The organism is bacterium (assembly GCA_018830565.1).
GTDB lineage: Bacteria > UBA9089 > JAHJRX01 > JAHJRX01 > JAHJRX01 > JAHJRX01.
Window position 1 is genome coordinate 22,716 of sequence record JAHJRX010000045.1, and the last position, 23,055, is coordinate 45,770.

Sequence of the window (23,055 nt, forward strand, 5' to 3'; positions counted from 1 at the left end):
ATGCCACTTTATGAATATGCTTGTCAAGATTGTAAAAATAAATTCGAGATGTTAGTTTTTGGAAAACCAAAGACCCAATTAAGGTGTCCTAAGTGCAACTCAAGTGAAGTAGAAAAATTATTTTCTTTATTTGGTATTAATAAAGGTTCTCTTGATTCTAATTCTACTTCAAGTTCTACTTCAAACTATTCCTCTTCATGTCATAGCTGTAGTACGCATCACTGTGGTAGTTGTAGTTAAGGCAGTTATTAACCAAAAAACTTAAATCAAATAAATAAATTTGATTTAAATAAAGGAAAAAGGAAATGACTATGAATTATTATGAAGTTATCCCTATTTTAATTAGCACAGTAGCTATAATTTGTGCCTCAATCTTAGTAGTCATAAGCTATCTAAGGACTAAAAAATTCAAGAAAACAAGAGAAGAAGATGGGAAGACCATTCTTTCTTTAATAAAAGAAAAAGATGGTATTAAAGATAGTATTATAGATAAATTAGATTCACTTAAAAAAGAAGAAGTGACCCAACAAACTTTGCTTTTAGAGATGGTTGAAAAGTATTATAAAAAGAGCGATGAAGAAAAAAAAGAAGACTTAATGAACTGGCTTAATTATAAAGCCTCTACCTGGCAAAAACAAATTGAGAGTCAAGTTTTAAGTAGAATGGATAAACTTCAATCTGAGATTACAGAATTAAGTAAAAGGTTGTTTAAAATAGAAATAAGACTAGAAAAAGAAAAAAAATGAGAAAGCAGATTTTTTTTTTAATCTTGCTCTTGATGTTAATCTTCCTCTTTCAAGTTCCCTCCCTTTTAGCTACAGGTGCAATAGGTTATCTCCAAAAAGCTAATGAGTATTTAAAAGAGAAAAAATACTCCTTAGCTATTAATAAATATAAGACTGCTCTAAAGATAAATCCTTATTACAAAGAAGCTTACTATCAATTAGCTTTAGCTTATTTTGGAAAGAATAATTTAACAAAAGCAGAGGAAAATTTTAAAGAAGCTATTAAATTAGATCAATACTACTTTGACGCTCATAATGATTTAGGTCTTTTGTATGAAGAGCAAGGAAAATTAGAAGAAGCTTTAAAGAAATATGACCAAGCTAAAGAGATCGCTCCAGGTAATCCTAAGGTGTACTACAACTTAGGAAGTTTATATCATAAAAAAAATGATCTAAAGAAAGCAATCGTAAATTACATAAAAGTATTAAAGATAGATCCACAACATGCCTTGTCTTACTTAAATTTAGGATCTCTCTTCTTAATTGAAGGAAAATACTACGATCCTGATAAAGCTATGGCTTACTACCAAAAGGCCCTTCTTTGCGACCCCGCTAATTCCTTAATAAACATTAATATTGCTTCTATTTATTACAAGCAAGGTTTAATTGATAAGGCTATTAAAGAGTATCAAAAAGCTATAGAAAAATCCCCTCAAGATGTTTATTCTCTCGCTGCTTTAGCTGCTATTTACATGGAAAAGCAAAATTATAATTTAGCTTTATTTCTTTATAAAAAGATTGCAGAAATAGAACCAGAAAATTTTATTTCTTGGTATAATTTAGGTTTTATTTATGAAGTAGAAAAAAAGTATCCTCAAGCTTTGGATTACTATAAAATAGCTTTACAAGTTAATCCTTATGATGAATTAGCCCTTTATCACTTAGAAAATATCATTTTAAAGAACGAAGATATTTCCTCTCCTTTGCGAAGTGAGTATGCCCAAAGACATCTTAATTTAGGACAATATTACTTAAAAAAACAACAAGTAGCCTTAGCTAAGTATGAGTTTAAGAGATCTATAAAACTTTATCCTCAAAATCCTGTCAATAGATTTGCTTACTGTAAGCTTTTGAAATACAAAGGTTGTTTCCCAGAAGCCATAGAAGAGATAAAGAAAGTTATTGAATTAGATCCTAATAATATTAAAGCTAAAGATAACTTAGAAAAACTTTTTTATTTAAGATCTCGACTTCTTTCAGAAAAAGAAAAGATAGATTTACTTCTTACTCCTTCATCAGGAACCACTATTTTAATCATTAGTTTTAAACCTAAAAAGATTTTCCATCAGGATATTGACCATTATTTAACTTATTTAGCTACTACCCTTTTGAAGGAATTTCCTCAAATAGAGATTCTCGATAGAGATAAATTAAATGAGTTCTTAAAAAACCAGAAATTTAAAGAAGTTAAGGATATTGAAGATATTTCAAAAGTAGGGCAAGCCTTAAAAGCTCAAGTAGTCTTATGGGGTGAAGCAACTGAAGAAATAGATGAAATAAAGGTAAGCATTAACTTGGTAGATGTTGAAAATTTAACCAGTATCTCAAGAATAGACCTAACTAACAAGGGAAATAATAGACTTTTGGAAATGGCTAATCAAATTCAAGGATATATTTTAAAGAATACGCCTCTTTCGGGTAATATCATTAAGGTTAAGTTAGCTAAAAATCAAGTAATCATTAATTTAGGTAATCGCCATAAAGTAAAAGAAAATGATGTCTTTGAAGTATGGGAAGAAGGAGGAAAATATTTAGATCCTAGCACTGGAAGAACTAAAAGATTTAAAGAAAGAATTATTGGTAAAATAAAAGTAGCCAAAGCAGAAAATAATATTTCCTTAGCTACTTCTATTACCTTTGAACTCATTGACAAGCTGAAGACTAATAAAGTTACTTTAATTAGATAAGTAAATAAGCTATTTTTTTAAAACCTCAACTAATCTTCCTTCCTTTTACTCTTCTTGTTGATCTTACCTTTAATAAATCCACCTATTCAAGTATTTTAAAACTTATGTCGATATAAATGTTGGAGATAATAAAAAATAGCAAAAGGAGTCATAGTATGGATAATAAAAATGATATTTTATGGGCTTATGTTTTTGAACTCTATAATGTAACTTCTTATGAAGAATTAAAAAAAGAACTTAAAAAAAGATATGCCATAATTCTATAAAATTGTCATTATATTATATACTCTCATATCAACGGAGTACCATCTTTCCTTCCTGGAATAAGGTACTCCTTTCTATTTATTGTTAGTTATTATTAGTTGCTATTTAATTAGAGCTATCTTATCTATCTTTCTTCCTTTCTCTGTTTTAACTACATAAATATATATCCCGCTAGCTACTAAATATCCATGTTCATTCTTGCCATCCCAAATAGCTCTGGTAAAAGATAATTCCTCTGGACTATCTAGTGTTCTAATTAACTCCCCACTGATGGTATATAATTTTATGGTCATTGCTTCTTGGGGTAAGTTGATAAAAGTAACTTGCTTATCTTTCAAAGGATGAAAAGGATTAGGGAAGACACTAATTAGTGAAAGGTCGTTTGTTTTAACATTTTCTAAAATAATATAATAAGTATGAACTTGATTAGGATAAGCTTTGATCTCTCTTCTCCTTGGATCTAAATCTTGCTTTCCTCTGATAAGATGAAAGGTCTGGTCTCTTTCTTCTAAATAAAATATCTTTAGATCTGATAATTTAGTCTCAGGAATACAATTTTTTATTTCCTTTTGATAAGGTAATGTTAAGTTAAGAGACATAGAATCAGGATCATACTTGACCTCATTTAAGTTAAATAAGCAAGCGGTGTCATGGAGCATACTTTTATAACTAAGATCTTGAAAATTTTTTATTTTTTCAATAACTTCATCTAAGATTTTATCTTCACTCTCAACCTTTATTCCCTCTATTCTTTTTATTTCTTGAGAAGTCTTTTTATTCACCATTACCATCAAAGGAATATTCTTGGTAGTAAAGGTCCATTCATAACCTTTAGCTAAAGTTACACCTTCTTGACTCTTAATATTTTTTTTAATTACTACTCGATACTTATTAGCATAGGCTAAATTAACTATTGGTTTGATCAACGCTTCTTTACTCTTCTCCAAATAGGCTACAGTTACTTCTAAGGGCGTTTCTTTGTTTTCTATTTCTCCATATAAAATAAAGTTTTGCTTATTAACACCCTCTTGATCTAAATTAAAGTTAAACTTTACACCTATGTCGCAATTTAGCGAAACATCTTCTTCTTCTTGATCGGGGTAAAACATAAGAGGCATTATCCCCTCTTTAGTCTCAAAGACCCAACTTCTGCTTAGGTAAATATCTCCATCTTTTATAACTACCGAAGCTCGATAATTAGTAGCACCGGTAAGTTTTTCCTCGGGAATAAATATTACCTTCTTTTCTTGGTTGTTAGACAAAGTTCTCCCTTTAAGGTATTGATGATCTCTTTGTAAAGTAAAGATAACTTTGCTTTGAGAGCTAATCTCTTCATTTAAAAAAACTTCTAAGTGGTCTTCAAGGTCTATTTTTTCTCTTTCTTGGGGTGTTATTTGGGAAATTTTAAGAAGTTTAGTGGTAAACTTCCAGACTTCATCTTTTTCTATGCCTATCTCTTTGCTTAAAAAGACTTCATAATTTTTTCCGAGCTTTAAAGTACCGGGAGAAGGAGTAAAAGTAATTCTTTGAAGCTCTTTTTCAATAATCCCAGATAGAAGGCTCTGGTTATCTATGGATCTTACAAAAAATCTCTCTTGATTAACATCTTGGGTAATATTTTTATCAAACTCTATCACTACCTTACTACCTAAAGAAAGATTATCTTCATCTGGCTTAGGAGAGCGATAACTAATTTTAGGACAATTATTATTACTTTCTTTGGTAGTAAAGGTCCAAGTATATTCCCACCCGATTGATTTTCCATAAATATTCTTTATATCTTTATTTAATGTTACTTTAAAAGTGGTTTTATAAGTTAATAATTTCGAAGGAATAAAACTTAATTTCTTTTTACTGGAATCATATTCTACTTTTCCTTCTATATCCCCCCCAGGAAGAGGCCAGGCAGGCCAGGCATAAAGAATAATACTTTGGTTATTAATAGTCGAGCTATCTAGATCAGTATTAAAAATTACATAAATTTCAGTAGTAGGGTCGATCTTATCTCCCTCGGGATATCTTTTTTCTACTATTAAGTCTTTCGTAACCAAAGGCGTAGATGAAGTAGTAAAACTAAAAGATGTCCAATTAACATCTTTATCTATAAGAGTCAAATAATAAAGAGTATTTGTCTCTAAGTTATTGGGAGAGATTATCTTGACCTTATTTTGAGAGGTATCAAAAGAGCATTTCCAGCCACGGTCTTCTAAAACTGGATAATTAGTTTGTTTATTTTTCCACCCCTTAAGAGAAAAGGAAGCAATGATATTTTTAGCTTCTGTTTTTTCTATCCTCAAGACAGGGTCCTCCGCTGCCCCCCAAAGAACTTCTTCTTTAAGATAAAGTTCCAGAGGAGCAGTAGGGGAAATTCCATCTTTTCCTGATAATTCACAAACTATCTTAGGATAACTCATAGTTTGGAAGCGATGTTCTTTGTTTAATGAGTTTCCTTGAAGGTCTTTAACTTTTGAAGATAAGATTACTTGATAATCTCTCTTATAAAATAAGCTCTTTTCTGGAAAAAGATTGACCAATCTCTTTTCTTGGTAATAATTAAAGACCGTCGGTAGTTCTTCTTGATCTAATAATAACTTAATATTCTCAGAACTTAAGCTTAGCTCATCTATGGCGACATTATTAAATTTTACTTGGATAAAATCAAGAGGGTGGGTTTTATTTAACGAGGAAGGAAAGATCTCGACTTGGTTAGACAAAGGTTCTTCCTCGCTTAGTAATTTAAAACTATAACTATATTCTTCTAATTTATTTCCCGCTAAACTTTCTAGATCTTTAATTTCTACCTGATAATTAGTTTCATAAGAAAGAGATGTTGAAGCAGTAAAGGTAATGGCCTTTTGTTTAAGCTCAAAACTTCCAGAAACTTCTGAAGAGTTGTCCTTGTTTATCAGCTTAAAAGAACTAATCTTTCTTATTCCTACATTAAACACTACCCCTGTCTTCCCTTTGGCATCATTTATAGGAAAAACTCTTACGACTTTAATAGGCGTAACTTCACCTTTAATTTCAAAAAGAGTAACACTATTTGGGTTAAGGTAAAAGCTGATATTATAACTATTATGGTTAAACTCTACATCTTCATCTTGGTAAATAAGAGGTCCTTTAAAGATCTTAAGCTCTTGTTCTTGATTTAATAAACCTGGAGATGAAGTGTCAGTTTCGTAGTATCTTCCATTGCTATTTTCCTTGTCTATCAAATAACGAGTTACAGTAACCTTGTCAAAATTTAGATTTTCTAAACTTAAATTTATTAACTCTTTCTCTTTGCCTCGATGCCAAATAATAATCTTTATATTTTCTCCATTTTTACTTTTAGTGGCTATTCCTCCAGTTATATCTTGTTCCAAAGATCCTGCTAAATTTATCTTATCTGATTCTAACATCTTATATAATTTAAAAACATTAAAGACTGGCTTGGTATATTCTGGATTAGGATAAAACATTCCCAAGCTCCAGACAGAAGCGCTATAATTTTCTCTTATTTGAGAAAAACAAGCCAAGGAAACACCATTTTCTATCATGGTTGAGATTGCTGCGGCAGCATAAGAAGCTCCGAGGGGAGACCTATTAACCATTCTCCCAGATGAAGTTCCTGAGACGGAAGCATTCCATTCGCTAATTATTAATTCCTTTTCACTTCCCACTATCTCTTTGATCTTTATTATTTCCTCCCTAAGTTTTTTTAAATTGAATTTTTCTCCAGAAAGATTGCCATAATGATGCCAAGAAACAAAATCTACTCTTAAATTTTCTTCTAAGAGTTTCTTGATAATATGAGTAGTGCAACCAGCTAAACCAAAACCTCCAATCTTGACCTTAAAACTACCTTCCTTTTCTGTTTCTTCTATCCCTTGCAAAGAGTATCGATATAATTTTAGTAAATTATCTAAGCTTTCTCCTGGCTGGGCTTTTCCTTTCCAGAAGTTATAAGATTTATTTTCTGGTTCATTCCATACTTCCCAATACTTAATCTGATAACCTTTTTCTTTATTATATCTCTGGACGGTCATCTTGACTAATTTCTGCCAGTCTTCATAAGACTTAGGAGGAGAGCTAATTCCTGCCCCTTGGTCACTTTGAAGAACTAAAGGCATATAACTTAAGCACATTAAAGGCTGAGCCCCTATATCGATAATACTTTTTACATATTGATCCAATCTTTCCCAGTTACATTTTACTTCATAATTTTGATAATAGACATCTACATATTTGTCATAAAGATGATCAATTCTAATAAATTTAGTGCCTAATTCATCTTTTAATCTATTTAAGACCGGTTCTAAAAATTCTGGGTCTGGGGATTCAAAGCCTTGATTTAATCCTTGATTCAAATGATAAAATTCTTGGCTTGTTCCTTGGGCATCCACAGACAAAGAAGTGTAACTATAAAGGGGGCTGCTTAAAGAGATCAGCCCTATTAACCAAATAAAGATATTTACTAGCTGATACTTCTTAGCTTGGTTCTTCATTTATCTCTTGATTCTTTCTTTAAATAATCTAAAAGGTTAGCCATATCATCGGGCATTTCAGCGTAAAATTCTATCTCTTTCTTGGTTCTTGGATGGAGTAGTTTTAGATATTTAGCATGAAGAGCTTGTCTATTAATAAAAGGCAATGGACAAGAGAACCTGTCTTTTGGTCCATAAACTTTGTCTTTGACCAGGGGATGCTTAATATAGCTTAAGTGAACTCTAATTTGATGAGTTCGACCGGTCTTTAATTCTACTTCTAAAAAAGAAAATTGAAATTTAGGGAGGAAAAAACGGTCTAATACTTTAAAAGTAGTTTCAGCCTCTTTATAGTTTCTACCCATGACAGACATCTTTAAGCCTTCTTGAGGATGCCTTCCAATAGGCAGATCTATTCTTCCTAATTCTTCTTTCACCTTTCCATAAACAATAGCCTGATACTTTTTTTGTAGCCTTCTTTCTTGAATTTGGTGAAAAAGGGAGAGATAACTTGAGTCATTTTTAGCTACCACTAATAGTCCAGAGGTATCCTTATCGAGCCGATGAACGATGCCAGGTCGCAGTGGCGCTCCGAGGTTAGATAATTTTTGGCTATGAAAAAGGAGAGCATTAACTAAGGTCTTGTTTAAGATATTAGGGGTAGGGTGCGTAATCATTCCAGCTTCTTTATTAACAACGATAATATCTTGATCTTCAAAGACTATATTTAAAGGAAGATCTTCCGCTTCTATACTTAAGCTCTTTCTTTCTGGAATCTCAATAAAAATATGATCTTTTTCTTTGACTTGATAACTTGATTTTACGGGGAGATCATTTACTTTTACATAACCATCTTTAATCATTCCTTGCAGAGAAGAACGAGAGATGGAAGAAGGAAGATAAGGAAGGAAAAAAATATCTAGTCTTTGATTAGCTTCTTCTGGAAGGACAATTAAATTCATTTAACATTACATGGCCTTACTTTTTCATCTCTTGAAGAGTCTTTCTTAAGATCTATAAAAGCAATTAAGCTAGAGAAAGTTACTGCCCCAACTAAGACTAAAGGGCGGTCTTTTTCTTTCACGGAAAAGACCTTTCCTTGGCTAGCGATACTCTCTATCCCACTAATTAATAAATAACTAAAGATCAGGGTAAAAGGCAAAGAAGCATTAAATAATATTTCAAATCGCCGAATCTTAGATTCTTTCACTTCTTCTTTTTCTTGAGCCCATACTTGGTTAGAAAAGATTAAGATTAAGATAAGAGTAACTATCGTTAAGTTCTTTTTTAACTTGACCATTTTTCTAAATTAAAGTCTTAGATCTATTTTTAAGCATCAACCAGAAAAAGAGGCTGCAAATGAAGAGTAATATTCCAAGACTTTGGGCCATAGTGAGAGAAAAAATAAAAGCCAGGTTATCTCCTCTAAAAAACTCTAAAATAAATCTTACTGTAGAATATGAGATAAAATACCAAATAAATACTTCACCTTCAAATAGTTTATGCTTCAGCTTCCAATTTAAAAAAATAAAGACAACTAAGAGAGCCAAGAATGAATATAATTGAGTAGGATGTAAGACTTTATGGCCGTAATGACTACAAGCTAAGCTATCCACAGGAAATCTTACTCCCCAAGGCAGGGAAGTAGGCTTTCCATAGCAACACCCAGCCATAAAACAGCCTATTCTGGTCATACTTTCGCCCAAAGCAAGACAAGGAGCTAATAAATCTGTAATTTTTCCCAAAGGTAGTCTTCTTTTCTTAATAAAGATGACACTGGCTAAGCTGCCTAAAAGTAAACCTCCATAGAATATTAAACCTCCTTTGTTAAGTAAAATAATCTCTAAAGGCTCATTTAAGTAATATTGATAATTATCTAAGACATACAAAAGCCTTGCTCCAATGATACCGGCAATTAGGCCAGACAAGCTTAAGTCTATCAAGTCCTTAACTTTTATCCCCTCATCGACTGCTTTTCTTTTTAGATAAAATAAGGATATGAGAAAAGCAATTGATAGGAATAATCCGTAAGAATAAATTTTTATAAAACCAACAGAAAGTAAGACTGGATGCATTTTCTCCTCTGTTCTTAATTAAAAATCTCTAAAAACTTTTATTTTTCTGAAAAAAGATGGTTGCCTTTTTCTTTCTCTTCTTTATAAAGAAAAAAGCAAAGAAGGAACATCCCTAAGCAAATGGCCATATCAGCCAGATTAAAGACCGGCCACCTGATACTTTTCCAACCTAAATCTAAGAAATCTATCACTCCTTTAAATAAAAAACGATCGATAATATTACCTGTTGTTCCGCCGATAATTAATCCAAAGATAACATCTATAAAGATTTGACCGACTCTTTTTTTTATCTTTTGATAAATAAAGACGATCATTCCTGCTAAGGCAAGATTTAAATAGATAAGGATATCTTTAAGACTTGTTAATAAGCTAAAAGCAATTCCTTGATTTTGGATATGACAAATAGATAAGACATCTTTAATCAGCCATATTCCTTCACCTAATTGAAAGGCACATCTGATCAGATACTTACTTGTTTGATCCAAAAATAAGACTACCAAGAAGACTGAGTAAAAAGCCAAAGATCTTTTATCTTTTAAAGTTACCTCCAAAGTAAAGCTCATCTCCTCCTATCTTTTGGGCTATTCTTTTCTTTACATTTTAAACAAAATTTAGCATAAGGAATAGCTTCTAACCGATTAAGTGGAATTTCTTGGCTACAATCTTCACATATTCCATAAGAACCATCTTCCATCTTATGAAGAACCTCGTTAACTTCTGCTAATAGATGAGAGACTGAACTTAATAGTTGAATATTTTTTTCTTGCTCAGAGCTATCAGCAGCAATTTCAGCGATATGCTGAGAATACCCGGAGAGGTTCCCAGAAACATTTCGCAAGGAATTACGTAAATTTTCTTTTTCCATGCTTTGAACCTCTTTGACATACTCAGCTCTTAATTTCAAGAGTTTTTCCTTAAAGATTTCACGCTGTCTTTCTTCCATCTTCCTCTCCTTTCTTTGGTAAATTTAAGATAAACTTAACTTTTTACTACCTTAACACACCTTTGACAAAGATCTGGTAATTCTAAGCTCTTTCCCACTGATTCTTGATAATTCCAACATCGTTGGCATTTCTTTTCCTTTACCTTTTCTACTTTTATCTTTATCTTTTCTTCCAAAGAATCTTTTAACTCTACCTTGGAGACAATAAATAAGCTCTTTAATTCTTCTTGGTATTTTTCTAACAATTTCTTATTGGTCAAAGATAAATTAATGGTTACTCTTGTTTCTAAGGAGTTTCCTATCACTCCTTTTTTTCTAATCTCTTCTATCTCTTTTAAGACTTCATCTCTCAATAAAAGTAGTTCTTCGTATTCTTTTTCTAATTCCTCATCTATGAACTCTTCTTTTGCTTTAGGCCAAGAAGCCAAGTGAACACTTTCTTTCTTTTTTTTACCATTAGGTAAATAACTCCATATTTCTTCGGCAGTAAAGCTTATGACTGGAGCTACTAATTTAACCAAAACTATTAACACCTTATAAATACAGGTTTGGGCAGATCTCCTATCTAATGAATCTTTAGGGTAAGTATAAAGTCGATCTTTGATAATGTCTAAATAAAGAGAACTTAAAGTAACAACACAAAAATTATTCAACAAATGGTAGAAGTTATAAAACTCAAACTCTTCAAAAGAAGAAGTAGTCTTATTAATCAAGACTTGAAGCTTGGAAAGAAGCCAACGATCTATGCTTAGTAATTCTTGATAAGGCAAGCTATCTTTATCAGGATCAAAATCATAAATATTTCCTAAAATAAACCGACCGGTATTTCTAATTTTTCGATAAGCTTCAGCCATTCTTTCTATAATTTCTTTTCCTATGTTTACATCATTTCGATAATCAATAGAACATACCCAAAGCCTTAAAATATCAGCTCCATATTTAGAAATAATTTCCAGGGGAGAGATCACATTCCCCATCGATTTGCTCATGGCTTTGCCTGAAGAATCAAGCATAAAACCATGAGTAAGGACCGTCTTATAAGGAGGCTTTCCATGGATGCTCATAGCTACTAACATAGATGATTGAAACCAACCTCGATGTTGGTCGCTTCCTTCTAAGTACAAATCAGCTGGCCAATAAAGCTCTTTTCTTTGACGTAAAACAGCTTCATGGCTTACTCCTGACTCAAACCAAACATCTATAATATCACTTTCTTGGCTAAGCTTATTTCCTCCGCATTGAGGACATCTTTCTTGGCTTGACAGAAAATAACTAGCTTCTTTTTTAAACCAAGCCTCTATTCCTTCTTCTTGGATAACATCTCTGACTTTATAGATTATTTCAGGTAGTAAAAGATAACCTCCACATTCTTGACAATGAAATGCCGGAATGGGCACTCCCCAAGATCTTTGACGAGAAATACACCACTCATCTCGATTAGCTACCATTCCATAAAATCTGTTCTTACCCCAGTCAGGAATCCAATTTACTTCTTCTATGGCTTGCAAAGTTCTTTCTTTTAAATTATTTACCTCCATACTGATAAACCATTGCTTAGTAGCTCTAGAGATTACAGGATTCTTACATCGCCAACAATGGGGATAAGAATGAGTAATTTCGCCACGCCATAAAAGATAAGCTAAGTCTTTTAACTTTTTACAAACCTTTTCATTAGCCTTAAATACTTCCAATCCCTCAAATTCTAAAGCTTCCTTAGTAAATTTACCTTTTTCATCTACCGGACAGATAATAGGCAGTTTGTAATTAATTCCTGTTTCGTAATCTTCCAATCCATGACCAGGAGCAATATGAACACAACCGCTACCTTCTTCTAAAGAAACATAGTCAGCTAAGACTAAGGTTGATTTTCTTTCTATGAAAGGATGGTCACAAGATAAATTTTCTAACTCTCTTCCTTTGTTTTTTTGGAGAATCTGATAGTCGTTTATCTTCAAAATGCTGATCATTTTGGAGAGCATATTTTCTGCAAAAAGGTAAGCTTCTTCTTTTTCATCTCTCTTTACCAAGACGGTAATATAATTAGCCTCGGGGTGAAGAGCAATAGCTACATTAGCAATCAATGTCCAGGGAGTGGTAGTCCAAATAACTACATAGAGAAGCGAGTTAATGTCCTTAAATATTTCACCTTTTTCTTTCAGAAGAAACTTTACAAAGAGAGAAGGAGAATTTCGTTCCTTATACTCTACCTCCGCTTCTGCTAAAGCTGTTTGGCAGTCAGAGCACCAGTAGACAGGCTTGAGTCCCTTGTAAACATGTCCTCTTTCCACGATCTTGCCAAATACATCTATCACCGTAGCACAATAATCATGATCGAGGGTTAAATACGGATTATTCCAATCTCCTAAAACTCCTAACCTTTTAAACTGTTCTTTTTGAATCTCTATATATTTTTCAGCATACTCTTGGCATTCCAGTCTTATTCTTTCTGAAGTTAAGCCTTCTTCATTAGCCAATCGTTGCGCAACTTTATACTCAATGGGGAGGCCATGGCAATCCCATCCAGGAATGTATGGTGCATCGTGGCCAGTCATCGACTTGTATTTGACAATAATATCTTTTAGGATCTTATTTAAAGCATGTCCCATATGAATATCTCCATTAGCATAAGGAGGGCCATCATGAAGAACATACCTTGGTTTATCTTTAGAATTTTCCCGTAATTTTTGGTAAAGCCTTATCTCTTCCCAAAACTTTTCTATTTCTAGTTCTTTAAGGGGAAGATTAGCTTTCATTTTAAAGTCTGTTTTAGGTAAATTTAATGTTTCTTGGTAATTCATCTAGTTTTTTGGTGATTTTGGATAGATTTTATATAATTTATCAATTAATCTTATAAATTAATCTTATAATTTGGTAATCTTAAAAATTTCTCCACGATACTCAGCTTTTCTTCTGTCAAATTACTAATTTCTATTATCTTTTTAGAAAAATGTTGACCCTTAATAATTTTAAAAGAAGACTTGGAGATCCCAAGTTGTTTAGATAAATAATCAATCAAAGTTTTATTAGCCCTTCCTTCAATAGCTGGAGAAACTATCTTAATCTTTAAATAATTATCAAGATAGTCTAAAATCTTATTTTCTGAAGCATTAGGCTGTATCTTAATCTTAATTTGTAACTTCAAACTTAAATCTTATTACTAATACTAATTAAGGTTCCCACAATGAAATTTTTTAAAAATTCTAAAAGAAAAAAGGCAATAATGGGCGAAAAATCAATCATTCCAAACTGCAAAGGAACCAATCTTTTAATTAGATTTAAGATAGGGTCAGTAAGTTTATAGATAATTTGAACAACTTGATGAAAAGGATCTGGTGCTATCCAGGAACTAATAATTCTAGCTACCAATAAAAAATAGAAAAGGTTAAAGGCTATATTTAAAATTATCGCTAAGTTTCTAAAAAGATTAGCTAAGTTAAACATCATGATTTTTATTTTTAAAAAAAGTCAAATAAGATAGCTCTTTGATAGTGCTACGGAACTATCTTCCGTAAAACTTCGCCCTTATGATGCTCAGGAACGTTCGGACTTGCTCGCATTTTTTTGTGCTGCCGTTCCCACGAAAGGAAAATTAGTTTTCCCCTTTGTTGCAATCCTTACAACAAGAATTTTTTCAAATTCTTAGACAATAAATTAATTTTCCGCTGATAACTCGGAAGCCCTTTGGGCGGCTTTCTTGACAGCTTTAATAATAGCAGAACGAAATCCTGACTCCTCTAAAGTGTTCAAAGCCGCAATCGTTGTTCCTCCAGGAGAAGTTACTTTCTCTTTAAGAAGCACTGGATGTTCACCGGTCTTTAAGATAGTCAAGACTGCTCCTTTTATAGTTTCAGTAACAAGTTTAAGAGATATTTCTCGAGATATCCCTAATTCTACGCCTGCATCTACTAAAGCTTCAATAAAAGTAAAGACATAGGCAGGGCCACTTCCAGATAAAGCCGTAATCGCATTCATTAAGCTTTCTTCTGCTTTGACTACTTCTCCTACCGTCTTAAAGATCGTGAAAGCTGCTTTTTCTTCTTCCTCCTGAACATATTTACCTAAGGAAATAGCTGAAATACCTTTTCTAATTAAGACCGGCATATTAGGCATCGCCCTAATGACGCTAACCTTCTTATTAAATCGATCTTCAATATCAGTAGTATTAATTCCAGCCACCACAGAAATTATACTCTGGGTAGTATTAACCTCATTCTTTATTTCATCTATCACTTGATTTAATACCACCGGCTTTACAGAAAGGATAATAACATCAGTCTCCCTAATCGCTTCCTTGTTATTACTAAAAACATTTACTTTGTATTTATCAACAAGATAATCTAATCTTTCTTTCTTGACATCGCTTACTGAAATCTCCTCTGGAGAGAGAAGCTTTGCTTCAATGACACCTCTGGCAATAGCTTCAGCTATATTTCCTCCCCCTAAAAATGATACTTTTAAATTCATTTTGCCAATAACCCTTTACTTTTAATAAAAGCTACGTCTATGAATTTTTTAAGTTCCTATTCAATTAAATATTGCATTTCCAACGCGAATCATATTAGCTCCTTCTTGTAGAGCAATTTCATAATCATTGCTCATGCCCATAGAAAGATACTTTAACTTTAGGCCTTTGATGTTTAGTTTAGAGATTTTAGTTTGTAAATTTCTTAATCTTTTAAAACAATCTCTTAATCTATCTTCTTCAGAAACAAAAGGAGCAATTGTCATTAACCCTTTAATTGAAAGATTAAACATGGAGGCTAATCTTTCAATTAAGTTTAAAACTTCTTCTTCAAAAAAACCATACTTATTTTTTTCTTTAGAAGTATTTACTTGAAGCAAGATGTCTTGAACTTTATTAATCTTTTCCGCTTCCTTATTTATTTCATAAGCTAAAGAGTAACTATCTACAGATTGGATTAAATCAAACAATCTCACGACTGTTTTTACTTTATTAGTTTGAAGATGTCCTATCAGATGATACTTAACCTTATCTTTTTGAAGAAATGAAAATTTTCTCTCTGCTTCTTGAACCTTGCTTTCTCCTATATTTTTTATGTTTTGTTTAATAACCTCTTCTACTTTATCTACTTCTACCAGCTTAGTAACTACAACAATAACTACTCTTCTATTTGGACAAATATGGACAATCCTCTTTTTTAGATAACTTAAATTCCTTTTAATACTCTCCATTTTATTCTTGTTAAACATACCTATTTTTAAGATAATTTGCAACAAAAAAGTTAGTTTTTGGGTGATCGGTTAGTTATCAGGGGATTTAACTAAAGGCTTGACAAAAAAACAATTTAAAGTATGATAGTCTCTATTATTTAATAAGGAGAGAAATAAATGCAGACCCAGTCAGAAAGAGCTAAAAATGGAGAAGTTACTAAGGAGATGAAGGATGTAGCGGAAAGAGAAGGTGTTTCTTGGGAATACATAAGAGACATGATAGCCAAAGGCAAAGTGGTTATTCCAGCTAATGTCAATCGGGAGTGTAATCCGGTAGGCATTGGCAAAGGATTAAAGACTAAGGTTAATGCCAGTATAGGCACCTCCCCTGATATTATAAACTTAGAAATGGAGATAGATAAAGCAAAGATTGCGGAAAAATATCAAGCTGATACTTTGATGGAACTTTCCACAGGAGGAGATTTAGACTTAATAAGAAGAACTATCTTAAAAGCAATCTCTTTGCCAGTAGGAAATGTTCCTCTTTATCAAGCCGCTATAGAGACTATTCAAGAATTTGGTTCGGTGGTTAAGATGAAACCAGATTTTTTATTTGAAGTAATAGAAAAACAAGCCCGTGATGGCATTGGTTTCATGGCTATTCATTGTGGTATTAATTTAATCACCTTAGAACGTCTGAAGAAGCAAAATTATCGTTATGGTGGGTTAGTGAGTCGAGGAGGAGCTTTTATGACAGCTTGGATGCTTCATAACAAAGAAGAGAATCCCTTATATGCTCAATTTGGTCGCTTATTAGAGATTTTGAAAAGATACGACACGGTTCTTAGCTTGGGTAATGGCATGCGTGCTGGGGCTATTCATGATTCTTCCGATAGAGCTCAAGTGCAAGAATTAATCCTTAATTGCGAGTTAGCTGATGAAGCTAAAAAAGCAGGAGTTCAAGTAATCGTGGAAGGACCAGGTCATATTCCCATTGATGAAATAGAAACCAATGTGATTATTCAGAAAAGAATGAGTGGAGAGGCTCCTTTTTATATGTTAGGTCCCTTAACCACCGATGTTGCCCCTGGTTATGATCATATTTCTGCGGCGGTAGGCGCGGCTCTTTCTTCAGCCTATGGAGCTGATTTCATTTGTTATGTAACACCGCCAGAACATGTTGCTCTTCCCTTTCCTGAAGATGTCAAAGAGGGAGTAATTACTGCTAAAATTGCTACCCATATCGGTGATATGATTAAGCTTAATAAAAGAGAAGATGACTTAAAGATGGCTTATGCCCGTCGTAATTTAGATTGGAAAGAACAGTTCAAGTTAGCCATTAACCCAGAAAAAGCTGAAAAGTTAAGAGAAGAAAGAGCCCCCAAGGATAAGAGTACTTGTACGATGTGCGGAGAATATTGTGCCATCAAGATTGTCAATGAAACTTTTGCTTCTAAGATACCAGAGTGTAAATAATGCCTTAGTAGGAAAATTTCATTTGAATGCCACCAAAATTAAGCAATTTTTCTTTCCTGTAAAATCAAAAAGTTATTGCCTTCAGAAAAAAGTTCATTCTTCTGGGCTTCTTTTGTCTAAAACTCCCCGTATTCATCCCAATCATTGCTTTTTGCTACTGAACGTAACTTCAGAATTAATTCAGCCCCACTAATTCCCCAGCAGGCCATTGATATTCCCATTCTATTCTTAACAATATGCCTACATGTTGACTTAACAACACCAGAACCTATCGGATGACCTCGGACTAAATATAGCCCTTATACCAAATTGCAATCAAATGTATAATAACAATTCGGTATAAATATGAAAAAACGGTTAAATCCGAATATCGAAATCCGAAATACGAAACAAATCCGAATACCAAAATTCAAAATCCAAAACAATAAGATATTTGAGATATTTAGTAGCTTGCAACATTTTATTTCTGATTGCAACTTGGTATGACAACATTCTGCAAATCTTTTCATGACAGTTTTTTTCATAATTTCATCATTAGAATTGCTGACAAATAATATTATTGACATCAGGAAATATTTAATTTATACAAAAAGAGGAAATAAACTTTAAAAAAGTAGGTACAAATATGATCTTGAAAAATAAGACTCTATTAATTACAGGAGGAACAGGTTCTTTTGGAAGAAAATTTACAGAAATAGTTCTAAAAGAATATCATCCTAAGAAACTTATTATATTTAGCCGAGATGAATTAAAACAGTTTGAGATGAGCCAGATCTTCAGTGAAAAGGAATATAAAAATATCAGATATTTCATTGGTGATGTAAGAGATAAAGAAAGATTATATCGGGCCTTGGCAGGGGTTGATATTGTAATTCATACAGCGGCATTAAAACAAGTTCCAGCGGGAGAATACAATCCCTTCGAAGCAGTTAAAACAAACATTTTAGGTGCAGAAAATATTATCAATGTAGCCATAGATCAAGGAGTAGGAAAGGTGCTTGCTCTAAGTACTGACAAAGCTGTGAACCCAATTAATCTTTATGGAGCTACTAAACTATGTTCTGATAAACTCTTTATTGCCGGCAACTCTTATATAGGCCAAAAGGATATCAATTTTAGTGTGGTTAGATATGGAAATGTAGTCGGTAGCCGGGGAAGTGTTATTCCTCTTTTTCAAAAACTTTCTTCCACCGGCAAACTTCCCATTACTGATAAAAGAATGACTCGTTTTTGGATTACCTTAGACCAAGGAGTAAGATTTGTCTTGAAATGTTTAGCTAAAATGATAGGTGGAGAGATATTTGTTCCAAAGCTGCCGAGCATGAATATTATGGACTTAGCTAAAGTAATTGCCCCAAAATGCAAATATGAATTTGTAGGAATTAGACCTGGAGAAAAGATCCATGAAGTCTTAATTTCAAAAGATGAAGCTCTGCACACCTTAGAATATGAGGATTGTTTTATTATTTACTCAGCCTTTCCTTGGCGAACAATACAAAAACATAGAATAGCTGGTGGTAAGCCTCTACCACCAGGGTTTTCCTATAGGAGTGATAAAAATAACTGGTGTTTAACCCCAGAAGAACTAAGAAAGATATTAGGTGAGTAATTAGAAATGAAGATTGGGGCTATTATTCAAGCAAGAACTTCTTCAAGCAGGCTACCAAGAAAAGTTTTAAAAGAATTGCCGTATGGAAGTGGAATAACCGTTTTACAGCAGGTTATTAGGAGACTTAATAAATCAAAAAAAGTAAATGAAATTATTGTGGCTACCACCACCGACCCAGAAGACAAAAAAATTGTAAAAATAGCCGAATCTGAAAATGTAAAATGGTTTAGAGGCAGTAAAGAAGATGTTTTAGGTAGATATTACTCAGCAGCAAATGAAAATAATTTAGATCTTGTTATAAGAGTAACAAGTGATTGCCCATGTATCGACTCTGAATTAGTTGATTTAGCGATAAAAGAACATTTAAAGACTGAATCGGATTATACATCAAATGACTCAAGAACCTTCCCTCGTGGCTTAGGTACCGAGGTGATAAACTTCAAGACTTTAGAAAAGGCTTTTAAAGATACCCAACATGACTATGAAAGAGAACATGTTACCCCATATATTTACAAAACAAGACCTGACTTGTTCAAAATAACTTTAGTCAAAACGCCAGAAAAACTAAATTGTCCCGAGATTAGAATTACTCTTGATACGGAAGAAGATTATGTCTTGCTCTGTATAATTTTTGATTACCTTTATTATGAAAATATGTTTTTCAAAGCCAGGGATATAATCCAAATTTTCCAGAGGAAACCTTGGTTAGAACTCATCAATAAAAAAATTGCGCAAAAGAAAATATATGATACCTTGAATGAAGAAATGAAAGAGGTCATAAGAATATGTGAACTGCAAGATTTAAAAAGAGCCAAGGAGTTTCTGGAATCTCAAAATATTGCAAAATTCACGAAAGTCTAGCTAGAATAAAGATGAATAAAATAATCTTTCGAACTGATGGAGGGGGGAATGTTGGGTTAGGACATCTTAGTCGGTGCCTAAGCCTAGCTGAAAGCTTAAAGGAAAAAGGTATCAAGTGTGTATTTGCCACCAAGGATATTGATTCAAAGATAGGAGGAATGATTGTTAGTAATGGTCACTTAATAGAAAAATTACCCTCAGAAATAAGCTTAGAAGAAGATTTAAACTTAACTATTAATTTGATTAAAAACATCCGCCCTGATTTGGTAATTACTGATTCTTATGAGATTGATCAGTCTTATCTTGAACAATTAAAAAAATTAAATATTATTTTGATGAGTATCGATGATTTGGCAAAGTTGCATTTCTGTTCTGATATAGTGCTTAATCAAAACATTGGTGCCCAAAATAGTGATTATTCGATAGAAAAATATACCAAGCTATTGTTAGGACCAGAATATGCCCTTTTAAGGAAGAAGGCTAGGGATAAACAGGGACTTAAGGAGATAAAAGAAATAGCTAAGAATATCTTGATCACCCTTGGTGGAACCGATCCAGATAATCAAACCCTAAAAATAGTTAAGGCACTTAAGGATATCAAGAATAATATTGTGGTTACTGTGATTATGGGGCCTCATTATCAATACGAAGAACTTCTTAGAAAAGAGATTGGAGTAAGTAACCAATTTTTCCTTGTGAGTGACCCTCAAGATATCTTTGACTTAATGGAAAAGGCAGATATGGCCGTCAGTGCCGGTGGGAGTACCTGCTATGAATTGGCCTATCTTGGGGTACCGAATATCATTATGGTCATGGCAGATAACCAGAAAAAGATTGCCGAGGAATTAGATAGCTACGGCACCTCTATAAACTTGAATTGGTTTGAAGATGTTACTGAAGAATATATCAAAAAGGCAGGAGAAAATTTGATTAAAGATAGAAATAAACGAGAAAAGATGAGCACGAAAGGCAGAGAGTTAGTTGATGGAAGAGGCGTAGAGAGGGTAGTAGAGGAGATTACAAAGCAAATCAATAGAGTTAGTTATTAACGAAAACCGGACATAGGAAATAATACCGAATAACAAAAGATAAACTTGTTTGGAGTTAAATTAATTTGCTCTAGGTCAAATTTTCATTAATAAGTGCTATAGAGAGTCAATAGAGAAGAGCGATGAAGAAGGTAAAGATAGGTAATAAATTGGTTGGCGAAGGAGAACCCTGCTTTATCATTGCCGAGGCAGGAAGTAATCACAATCGGGATTTCAAGCAGGCATTAAAGCTGATTGATATTGCGGCTGAGGCAGGAGCAAGTGCTGTTAAGTTTCAAACTTATTCTGCTGAAAAAATTTACTCTAAAAAAACCCCAAAGATGAGCTACTTAAAGAAAGAGAGATTAGCTAAAGAAGAAGAGTCTGTCTGGGATTTGATCAAACGAATTGAGATACCAAGAGAGTGGCATAAGGACTTGGCTGACTATTGCGCTGAAAAGGGAGTTATTTTCCTATCGACACCTTTCGATCTTCAGGCTGTAGACGAACTTGAAGAAGTAGGAATGTTGGCTCATAAGATTGCCTCTTTTGAGATCACTCATCTGCCTCTCTTGGAGCATGTGGCCAAAACTAGCAAGCCGATTATTCTTTCAACTGGTATGGCTGACCTTTCAGATATTGAAACAGCTTTAGAAGTTATTTATAAACAAGGTAATGAAAATGTTATTTTACTCCATTGCGCCATAAGCTATCCTCCTAAGTATGAAGATTTGAACTTACGGGCAATGGAGACAATGAGGCAGGCATTTCAACTGCCAGTGGGATTTTCTGACCATACCTTAGGAATTGTATCTGATATTGCGGCTGTAGCATTAGGTGCCTGTGCGATAGAGAAACATTTTACCTTAGATAGAAAACTACCAGGACCTGATCATTTCTTTGCCCTGGAGCCAGATGAACTAAAGGTAATGGTTCAGGCCATAAGAGATACTGAAAAGGCATTGGGTTCTCCAATCAAAAGGTGCACTCAAGCAGAAAAGGAGCTGTATCGTTTAGGGAGAAGGAGTTTAGTGGCAGCCTGTAATATTCCTAAGAAAACAGTGATTACCCGAGAAATGATCGAGGTCAAGAGACCAGGTTATGGTATTCCTACAAAGATGCTTAATTTAGTTATTGGCAGATCAGCTAGAGTTGACATCGAAGAAGATGATATCCTGTTCTGGGAGATGATATAAAGTGGATTTAATTCTGAGAGAGGCAAAATTAGAAGACTGTGATGACCTCTACCACTGGAAAAATGATCCGGTGAGCAGGGAACAATCCTTTAATAGGGAAGAAGTTTCGTATGAAGAACACTGTGGTTGGCTTAAGGAAGCCCTAAAGGATTCCAATAGGCTATTTTATATTGGGATTGATGATAAAAATGAGAAATGCGGAGTGGCCCGGTTTGATATTAAAGATGAGTTTTTTGCTGAAGTTCATATAAATATTGCTCCAGAAAAGAGGAGAAAAGGGATTGGCAGTCAATTAATTTCAAAATCTTGTCCTTTTAACCCCAGACGGAGGAAGGCAAGATGAAAATCCTCTATCTGGGCAACAATCGAATAGGGCTGAATGTTCTAAAGTGGCTGAAGACAAGGGAGGAAAATATAGTTGGACTGGTAATTCATCCTCCAGAAAAGGCAAAGTTTGCCAAAGAGATGCAAAAGATTTCAGGACTGATGAAAGAAATGATATTTCTAGGAAATGGGATTAGTCAATCTGACTGTCTTAATAAGATTAAGAGTTTAAGCCCGGATATAGGCATAAGTGTTAATTTTGGGTATACAATAAAGAAAGAGTTTCTGGATATCTTTCCTCAGGGTTGCATAAACCTTCATACATCCTATTTGCCTTACAACCGAGGAGCTCATCCTAATATCTGGAGTATAATTGAAGAAACTCCAGCCGGTGTGACTTTGCATTATATTGATGAAGGAATAGATACCGGTGACATAATTGCCCAAAAGGAGATTAAGGTTGAATTTAATGATACTGGCGAGACTCTTTACCATAAATTGGAAGATGCCTCTTTAAAACTGTTTCAGGGAACATGGGAGGATATAAAGAATAGCACTAATAGAAGAATAAAGCCGGTTGGTAAGGGAACCTATCATCGGACAAAGGATATAGAAAAAATTGATTGTATAGATTTGAACAGTAGCTACAAAGCTAAAGACTTATTAAATATCTTGAGGGCAAGAACCTTTTCGCCCTATAAAGGTGCTTATTGCGAAGCTGAAGGGAAGAAGATCTATTTGCAATTAGAATTGGGGAAGGAAAAGGAAGAATAATGGAAAAGGAAGTTGAATTTGGGAGAAACATTCAAGGCTCTTGATTCTTAACAAACGTTCAGGTATCAGTTTTCAGATAGCAGTTTTATTAGGGATAAGTCCGTTAAGGCAAGAGAAAGGAGTGCTTGGCACACCACTGCCTGATTTGTTAGCCTTAGCTGACGGCTACGTTTAT

At 33.5% G+C, this 23,055-nt stretch carries 21 protein-coding genes; 10 read left to right on the forward strand and 11 right to left on the reverse strand.

What is annotated here, in order from left to right; genetic code table 11:
- From KJ849_03845 to KJ849_03855, 3 genes are all read left to right on the forward strand, one after another.
- Entirely contained in the window at nt 1-240 is a 240-nt protein-coding gene (locus KJ849_03845) for a zinc ribbon domain-containing protein (GenBank protein MBU2599692.1), read from the forward strand.
- Between the two features lie 71 nt (nt 241-311).
- On the forward strand, nt 312-746 hold the full coding sequence (locus tag KJ849_03850) for a hypothetical protein (GenBank protein ID MBU2599693.1): 435 nt from the start codon (nt 312-314) through the stop codon (nt 744-746).
- Complete coding sequence (locus KJ849_03855) at nt 743-2,692, forward strand: tetratricopeptide repeat protein (protein ID MBU2599694.1); 1,950 nt, start codon at nt 743-745, stop codon at nt 2,690-2,692. Before KJ849_03850 ends, KJ849_03855 begins: the two co-directional genes overlap by 4 nt.
- A 365-nt stretch (nt 2,693-3,057) precedes the next feature.
- Here the strand turns inward: KJ849_03855 and KJ849_03860 are convergent, their stop codons facing one another.
- From KJ849_03860 to KJ849_03910, 11 genes are all read right to left on the reverse strand, one after another.
- Nucleotides 3,058-7,443, reverse strand: a complete 4,386-nt coding sequence (locus KJ849_03860) for an Ig-like domain-containing protein (GenBank protein ID MBU2599695.1) — start codon at nt 7,441-7,443, stop codon at nt 3,058-3,060.
- A complete protein-coding gene (locus KJ849_03865) occupies nt 7,440-8,384 on the reverse strand; it encodes an RluA family pseudouridine synthase (GenBank protein MBU2599696.1) in 945 nt (314 codons plus the stop codon). Before KJ849_03865 ends, KJ849_03860 begins: the two co-directional genes overlap by 4 nt.
- Nucleotides 8,381-8,722 (reverse strand): hypothetical protein, encoded by a 342-nt coding sequence (locus KJ849_03870; GenBank protein MBU2599697.1) that lies wholly within the window; start codon nt 8,720-8,722, stop codon nt 8,381-8,383. Before KJ849_03870 ends, KJ849_03865 begins: the two co-directional genes overlap by 4 nt.
- Nucleotides 8,723-8,726: 4 nt before the next feature.
- Entirely contained in the window at nt 8,727-9,497 is a 771-nt protein-coding gene (lgt, locus tag KJ849_03875; GenBank protein MBU2599698.1) for a prolipoprotein diacylglyceryl transferase, read from the reverse strand.
- Nucleotides 9,498-9,535: 38 nt separating this feature from the next.
- Nucleotides 9,536-10,060 (reverse strand): signal peptidase II, encoded by a 525-nt coding sequence (lspA, locus tag KJ849_03880; protein MBU2599699.1) that lies wholly within the window; start codon nt 10,058-10,060, stop codon nt 9,536-9,538.
- Nucleotides 10,057-10,440: a TraR/DksA family transcriptional regulator gene (locus KJ849_03885; GenBank protein MBU2599700.1), complete on the reverse strand. Its 384-nt coding sequence runs from the start codon at nt 10,438-10,440 to the stop codon at nt 10,057-10,059. Before KJ849_03885 ends, lspA begins: the two co-directional genes overlap by 4 nt.
- A 35-nt stretch (nt 10,441-10,475) precedes the next feature.
- Nucleotides 10,476-13,238 (reverse strand): isoleucine--tRNA ligase, encoded by a 2,763-nt coding sequence (gene ileS / locus KJ849_03890; protein ID MBU2599701.1) that lies wholly within the window; start codon nt 13,236-13,238, stop codon nt 10,476-10,478.
- Between the two features lie 50 nt (nt 13,239-13,288).
- The gene (locus tag KJ849_03895; protein MBU2599702.1) at nt 13,289-13,582 is read right to left on the reverse strand and encodes a DUF167 domain-containing protein; all 294 of its coding nucleotides are present in this window, start codon (nt 13,580-13,582) and stop codon (nt 13,289-13,291) included.
- Between the two features lie 2 nt (nt 13,583-13,584).
- On the reverse strand, nt 13,585-13,884 hold the full coding sequence (locus KJ849_03900; GenBank protein MBU2599703.1) for a YggT family protein: 300 nt from the start codon (nt 13,882-13,884) through the stop codon (nt 13,585-13,587).
- A 207-nt stretch (nt 13,885-14,091) separates the two neighbouring features.
- On the reverse strand, nt 14,092-14,904 hold the full coding sequence (gene proC, locus KJ849_03905) for a pyrroline-5-carboxylate reductase (GenBank protein ID MBU2599704.1): 813 nt from the start codon (nt 14,902-14,904) through the stop codon (nt 14,092-14,094).
- Nucleotides 14,905-14,964: 60 nt separating this feature from the next.
- Nucleotides 14,965-15,633 (reverse strand): YggS family pyridoxal phosphate-dependent enzyme, encoded by a 669-nt coding sequence (locus KJ849_03910; protein MBU2599705.1) that lies wholly within the window; start codon nt 15,631-15,633, stop codon nt 14,965-14,967.
- Between the two features lie 156 nt (nt 15,634-15,789).
- On the opposite strand from KJ849_03910, the gene thiC reads away from it, so the two are divergent.
- The 7 genes from thiC to KJ849_03945 all read left to right on the forward strand — a co-directional run bounded on the left by thiC (nt 15,790) and on the right by KJ849_03945 (nt 22,880).
- Nucleotides 15,790-17,088, forward strand: a complete 1,299-nt coding sequence (gene thiC / locus KJ849_03915) for a phosphomethylpyrimidine synthase (GenBank protein ID MBU2599706.1) — start codon at nt 15,790-15,792, stop codon at nt 17,086-17,088.
- A 625-nt stretch (nt 17,089-17,713) separates the two neighbouring features.
- The gene (gene pseB, locus KJ849_03920) at nt 17,714-18,697 is read left to right on the forward strand and encodes a UDP-N-acetylglucosamine 4,6-dehydratase (inverting) (GenBank protein ID MBU2599707.1); all 984 of its coding nucleotides are present in this window, start codon (nt 17,714-17,716) and stop codon (nt 18,695-18,697) included.
- Nucleotides 18,698-18,703: 6 nt separating this feature from the next.
- Entirely contained in the window at nt 18,704-19,558 is an 855-nt protein-coding gene (locus tag KJ849_03925; protein MBU2599708.1) for a glycosyltransferase family protein, read from the forward strand.
- An 11-nt stretch (nt 19,559-19,569) separates the two neighbouring features.
- The gene (gene pseG / locus KJ849_03930; GenBank protein MBU2599709.1) at nt 19,570-20,607 is read left to right on the forward strand and encodes a UDP-2,4-diacetamido-2,4,6-trideoxy-beta-L-altropyranose hydrolase; all 1,038 of its coding nucleotides are present in this window, start codon (nt 19,570-19,572) and stop codon (nt 20,605-20,607) included.
- 122 nt (nt 20,608-20,729) lie between these two features.
- Nucleotides 20,730-21,782, forward strand: a complete 1,053-nt coding sequence (gene neuB, locus KJ849_03935) for an N-acetylneuraminate synthase (protein MBU2599710.1) — start codon at nt 20,730-20,732, stop codon at nt 21,780-21,782.
- A gap of 1 nt (nt 21,783) precedes the next feature.
- The gene (locus tag KJ849_03940; protein ID MBU2599711.1) at nt 21,784-22,125 is read left to right on the forward strand and encodes a GNAT family N-acetyltransferase; all 342 of its coding nucleotides are present in this window, start codon (nt 21,784-21,786) and stop codon (nt 22,123-22,125) included.
- A complete protein-coding gene (locus tag KJ849_03945) occupies nt 22,122-22,880 on the forward strand; it encodes a formyl transferase (protein MBU2599712.1) in 759 nt (252 codons plus the stop codon). The genes KJ849_03940 and KJ849_03945 overlap by 4 nt, the downstream gene beginning before the upstream one ends.
- The last annotated feature ends 175 nt before the right edge of the window (nt 22,881-23,055 follow it).

Excerpts from the sequence above, each read along its gene's own strand:
- KJ849_03845 (MBU2599692.1), top strand. The coding sequence starts at position 1 with ATGCCACTTTATGAATATGCTTGTCAAGATTGTAAAAATAAATTCGAG.
- KJ849_03850 (MBU2599693.1), top strand. The coding sequence starts at position 312 with ATGAATTATTATGAAGTTATCCCTATTTTAATTAGCACAGTAGCTATA.
- KJ849_03855 (MBU2599694.1), top strand. The coding sequence starts at position 743 with ATGAGAAAGCAGATTTTTTTTTTAATCTTGCTCTTGATGTTAATCTTC.
- KJ849_03860 (MBU2599695.1), bottom strand. The coding sequence starts at position 7,443 with ATGAAGAACCAAGCTAAGAAGTATCAGCTAGTAAATATCTTTATTTGG.
- KJ849_03865 (MBU2599696.1), bottom strand. The coding sequence starts at position 8,384 with ATGAATTTAATTGTCCTTCCAGAAGAAGCTAATCAAAGACTAGATATT.
- KJ849_03870 (MBU2599697.1), bottom strand. The coding sequence starts at position 8,722 with ATGGTCAAGTTAAAAAAGAACTTAACGATAGTTACTCTTATCTTAATC.
- lgt (MBU2599698.1), bottom strand. The coding sequence starts at position 9,497 with ATGCATCCAGTCTTACTTTCTGTTGGTTTTATAAAAATTTATTCTTAC.
- lspA (MBU2599699.1), bottom strand. The coding sequence starts at position 10,060 with ATGAGCTTTACTTTGGAGGTAACTTTAAAAGATAAAAGATCTTTGGCT.
- KJ849_03885 (MBU2599700.1), bottom strand. The coding sequence starts at position 10,440 with ATGGAAGAAAGACAGCGTGAAATCTTTAAGGAAAAACTCTTGAAATTA.
- ileS (MBU2599701.1), bottom strand. The coding sequence starts at position 13,238 with ATGAATTACCAAGAAACATTAAATTTACCTAAAACAGACTTTAAAATG.
- KJ849_03900 (MBU2599703.1), bottom strand. The coding sequence starts at position 13,884 with ATGATGTTTAACTTAGCTAATCTTTTTAGAAACTTAGCGATAATTTTA.
- proC (MBU2599704.1), bottom strand. The coding sequence starts at position 14,904 with ATGAATTTAAAAGTATCATTTTTAGGGGGAGGAAATATAGCTGAAGCT.
- KJ849_03910 (MBU2599705.1), bottom strand. The coding sequence starts at position 15,633 with ATGGAGAGTATTAAAAGGAATTTAAGTTATCTAAAAAAGAGGATTGTC.
- thiC (MBU2599706.1), top strand. The coding sequence starts at position 15,790 with ATGCAGACCCAGTCAGAAAGAGCTAAAAATGGAGAAGTTACTAAGGAG.
- pseB (MBU2599707.1), top strand. The coding sequence starts at position 17,714 with ATGATCTTGAAAAATAAGACTCTATTAATTACAGGAGGAACAGGTTCT.
- KJ849_03925 (MBU2599708.1), top strand. The coding sequence starts at position 18,704 with ATGAAGATTGGGGCTATTATTCAAGCAAGAACTTCTTCAAGCAGGCTA.
- pseG (MBU2599709.1), top strand. The coding sequence starts at position 19,570 with ATGAATAAAATAATCTTTCGAACTGATGGAGGGGGGAATGTTGGGTTA.
- neuB (MBU2599710.1), top strand. The coding sequence starts at position 20,730 with ATGAAGAAGGTAAAGATAGGTAATAAATTGGTTGGCGAAGGAGAACCC.
- KJ849_03945 (MBU2599712.1), top strand. The coding sequence starts at position 22,122 with ATGAAAATCCTCTATCTGGGCAACAATCGAATAGGGCTGAATGTTCTA.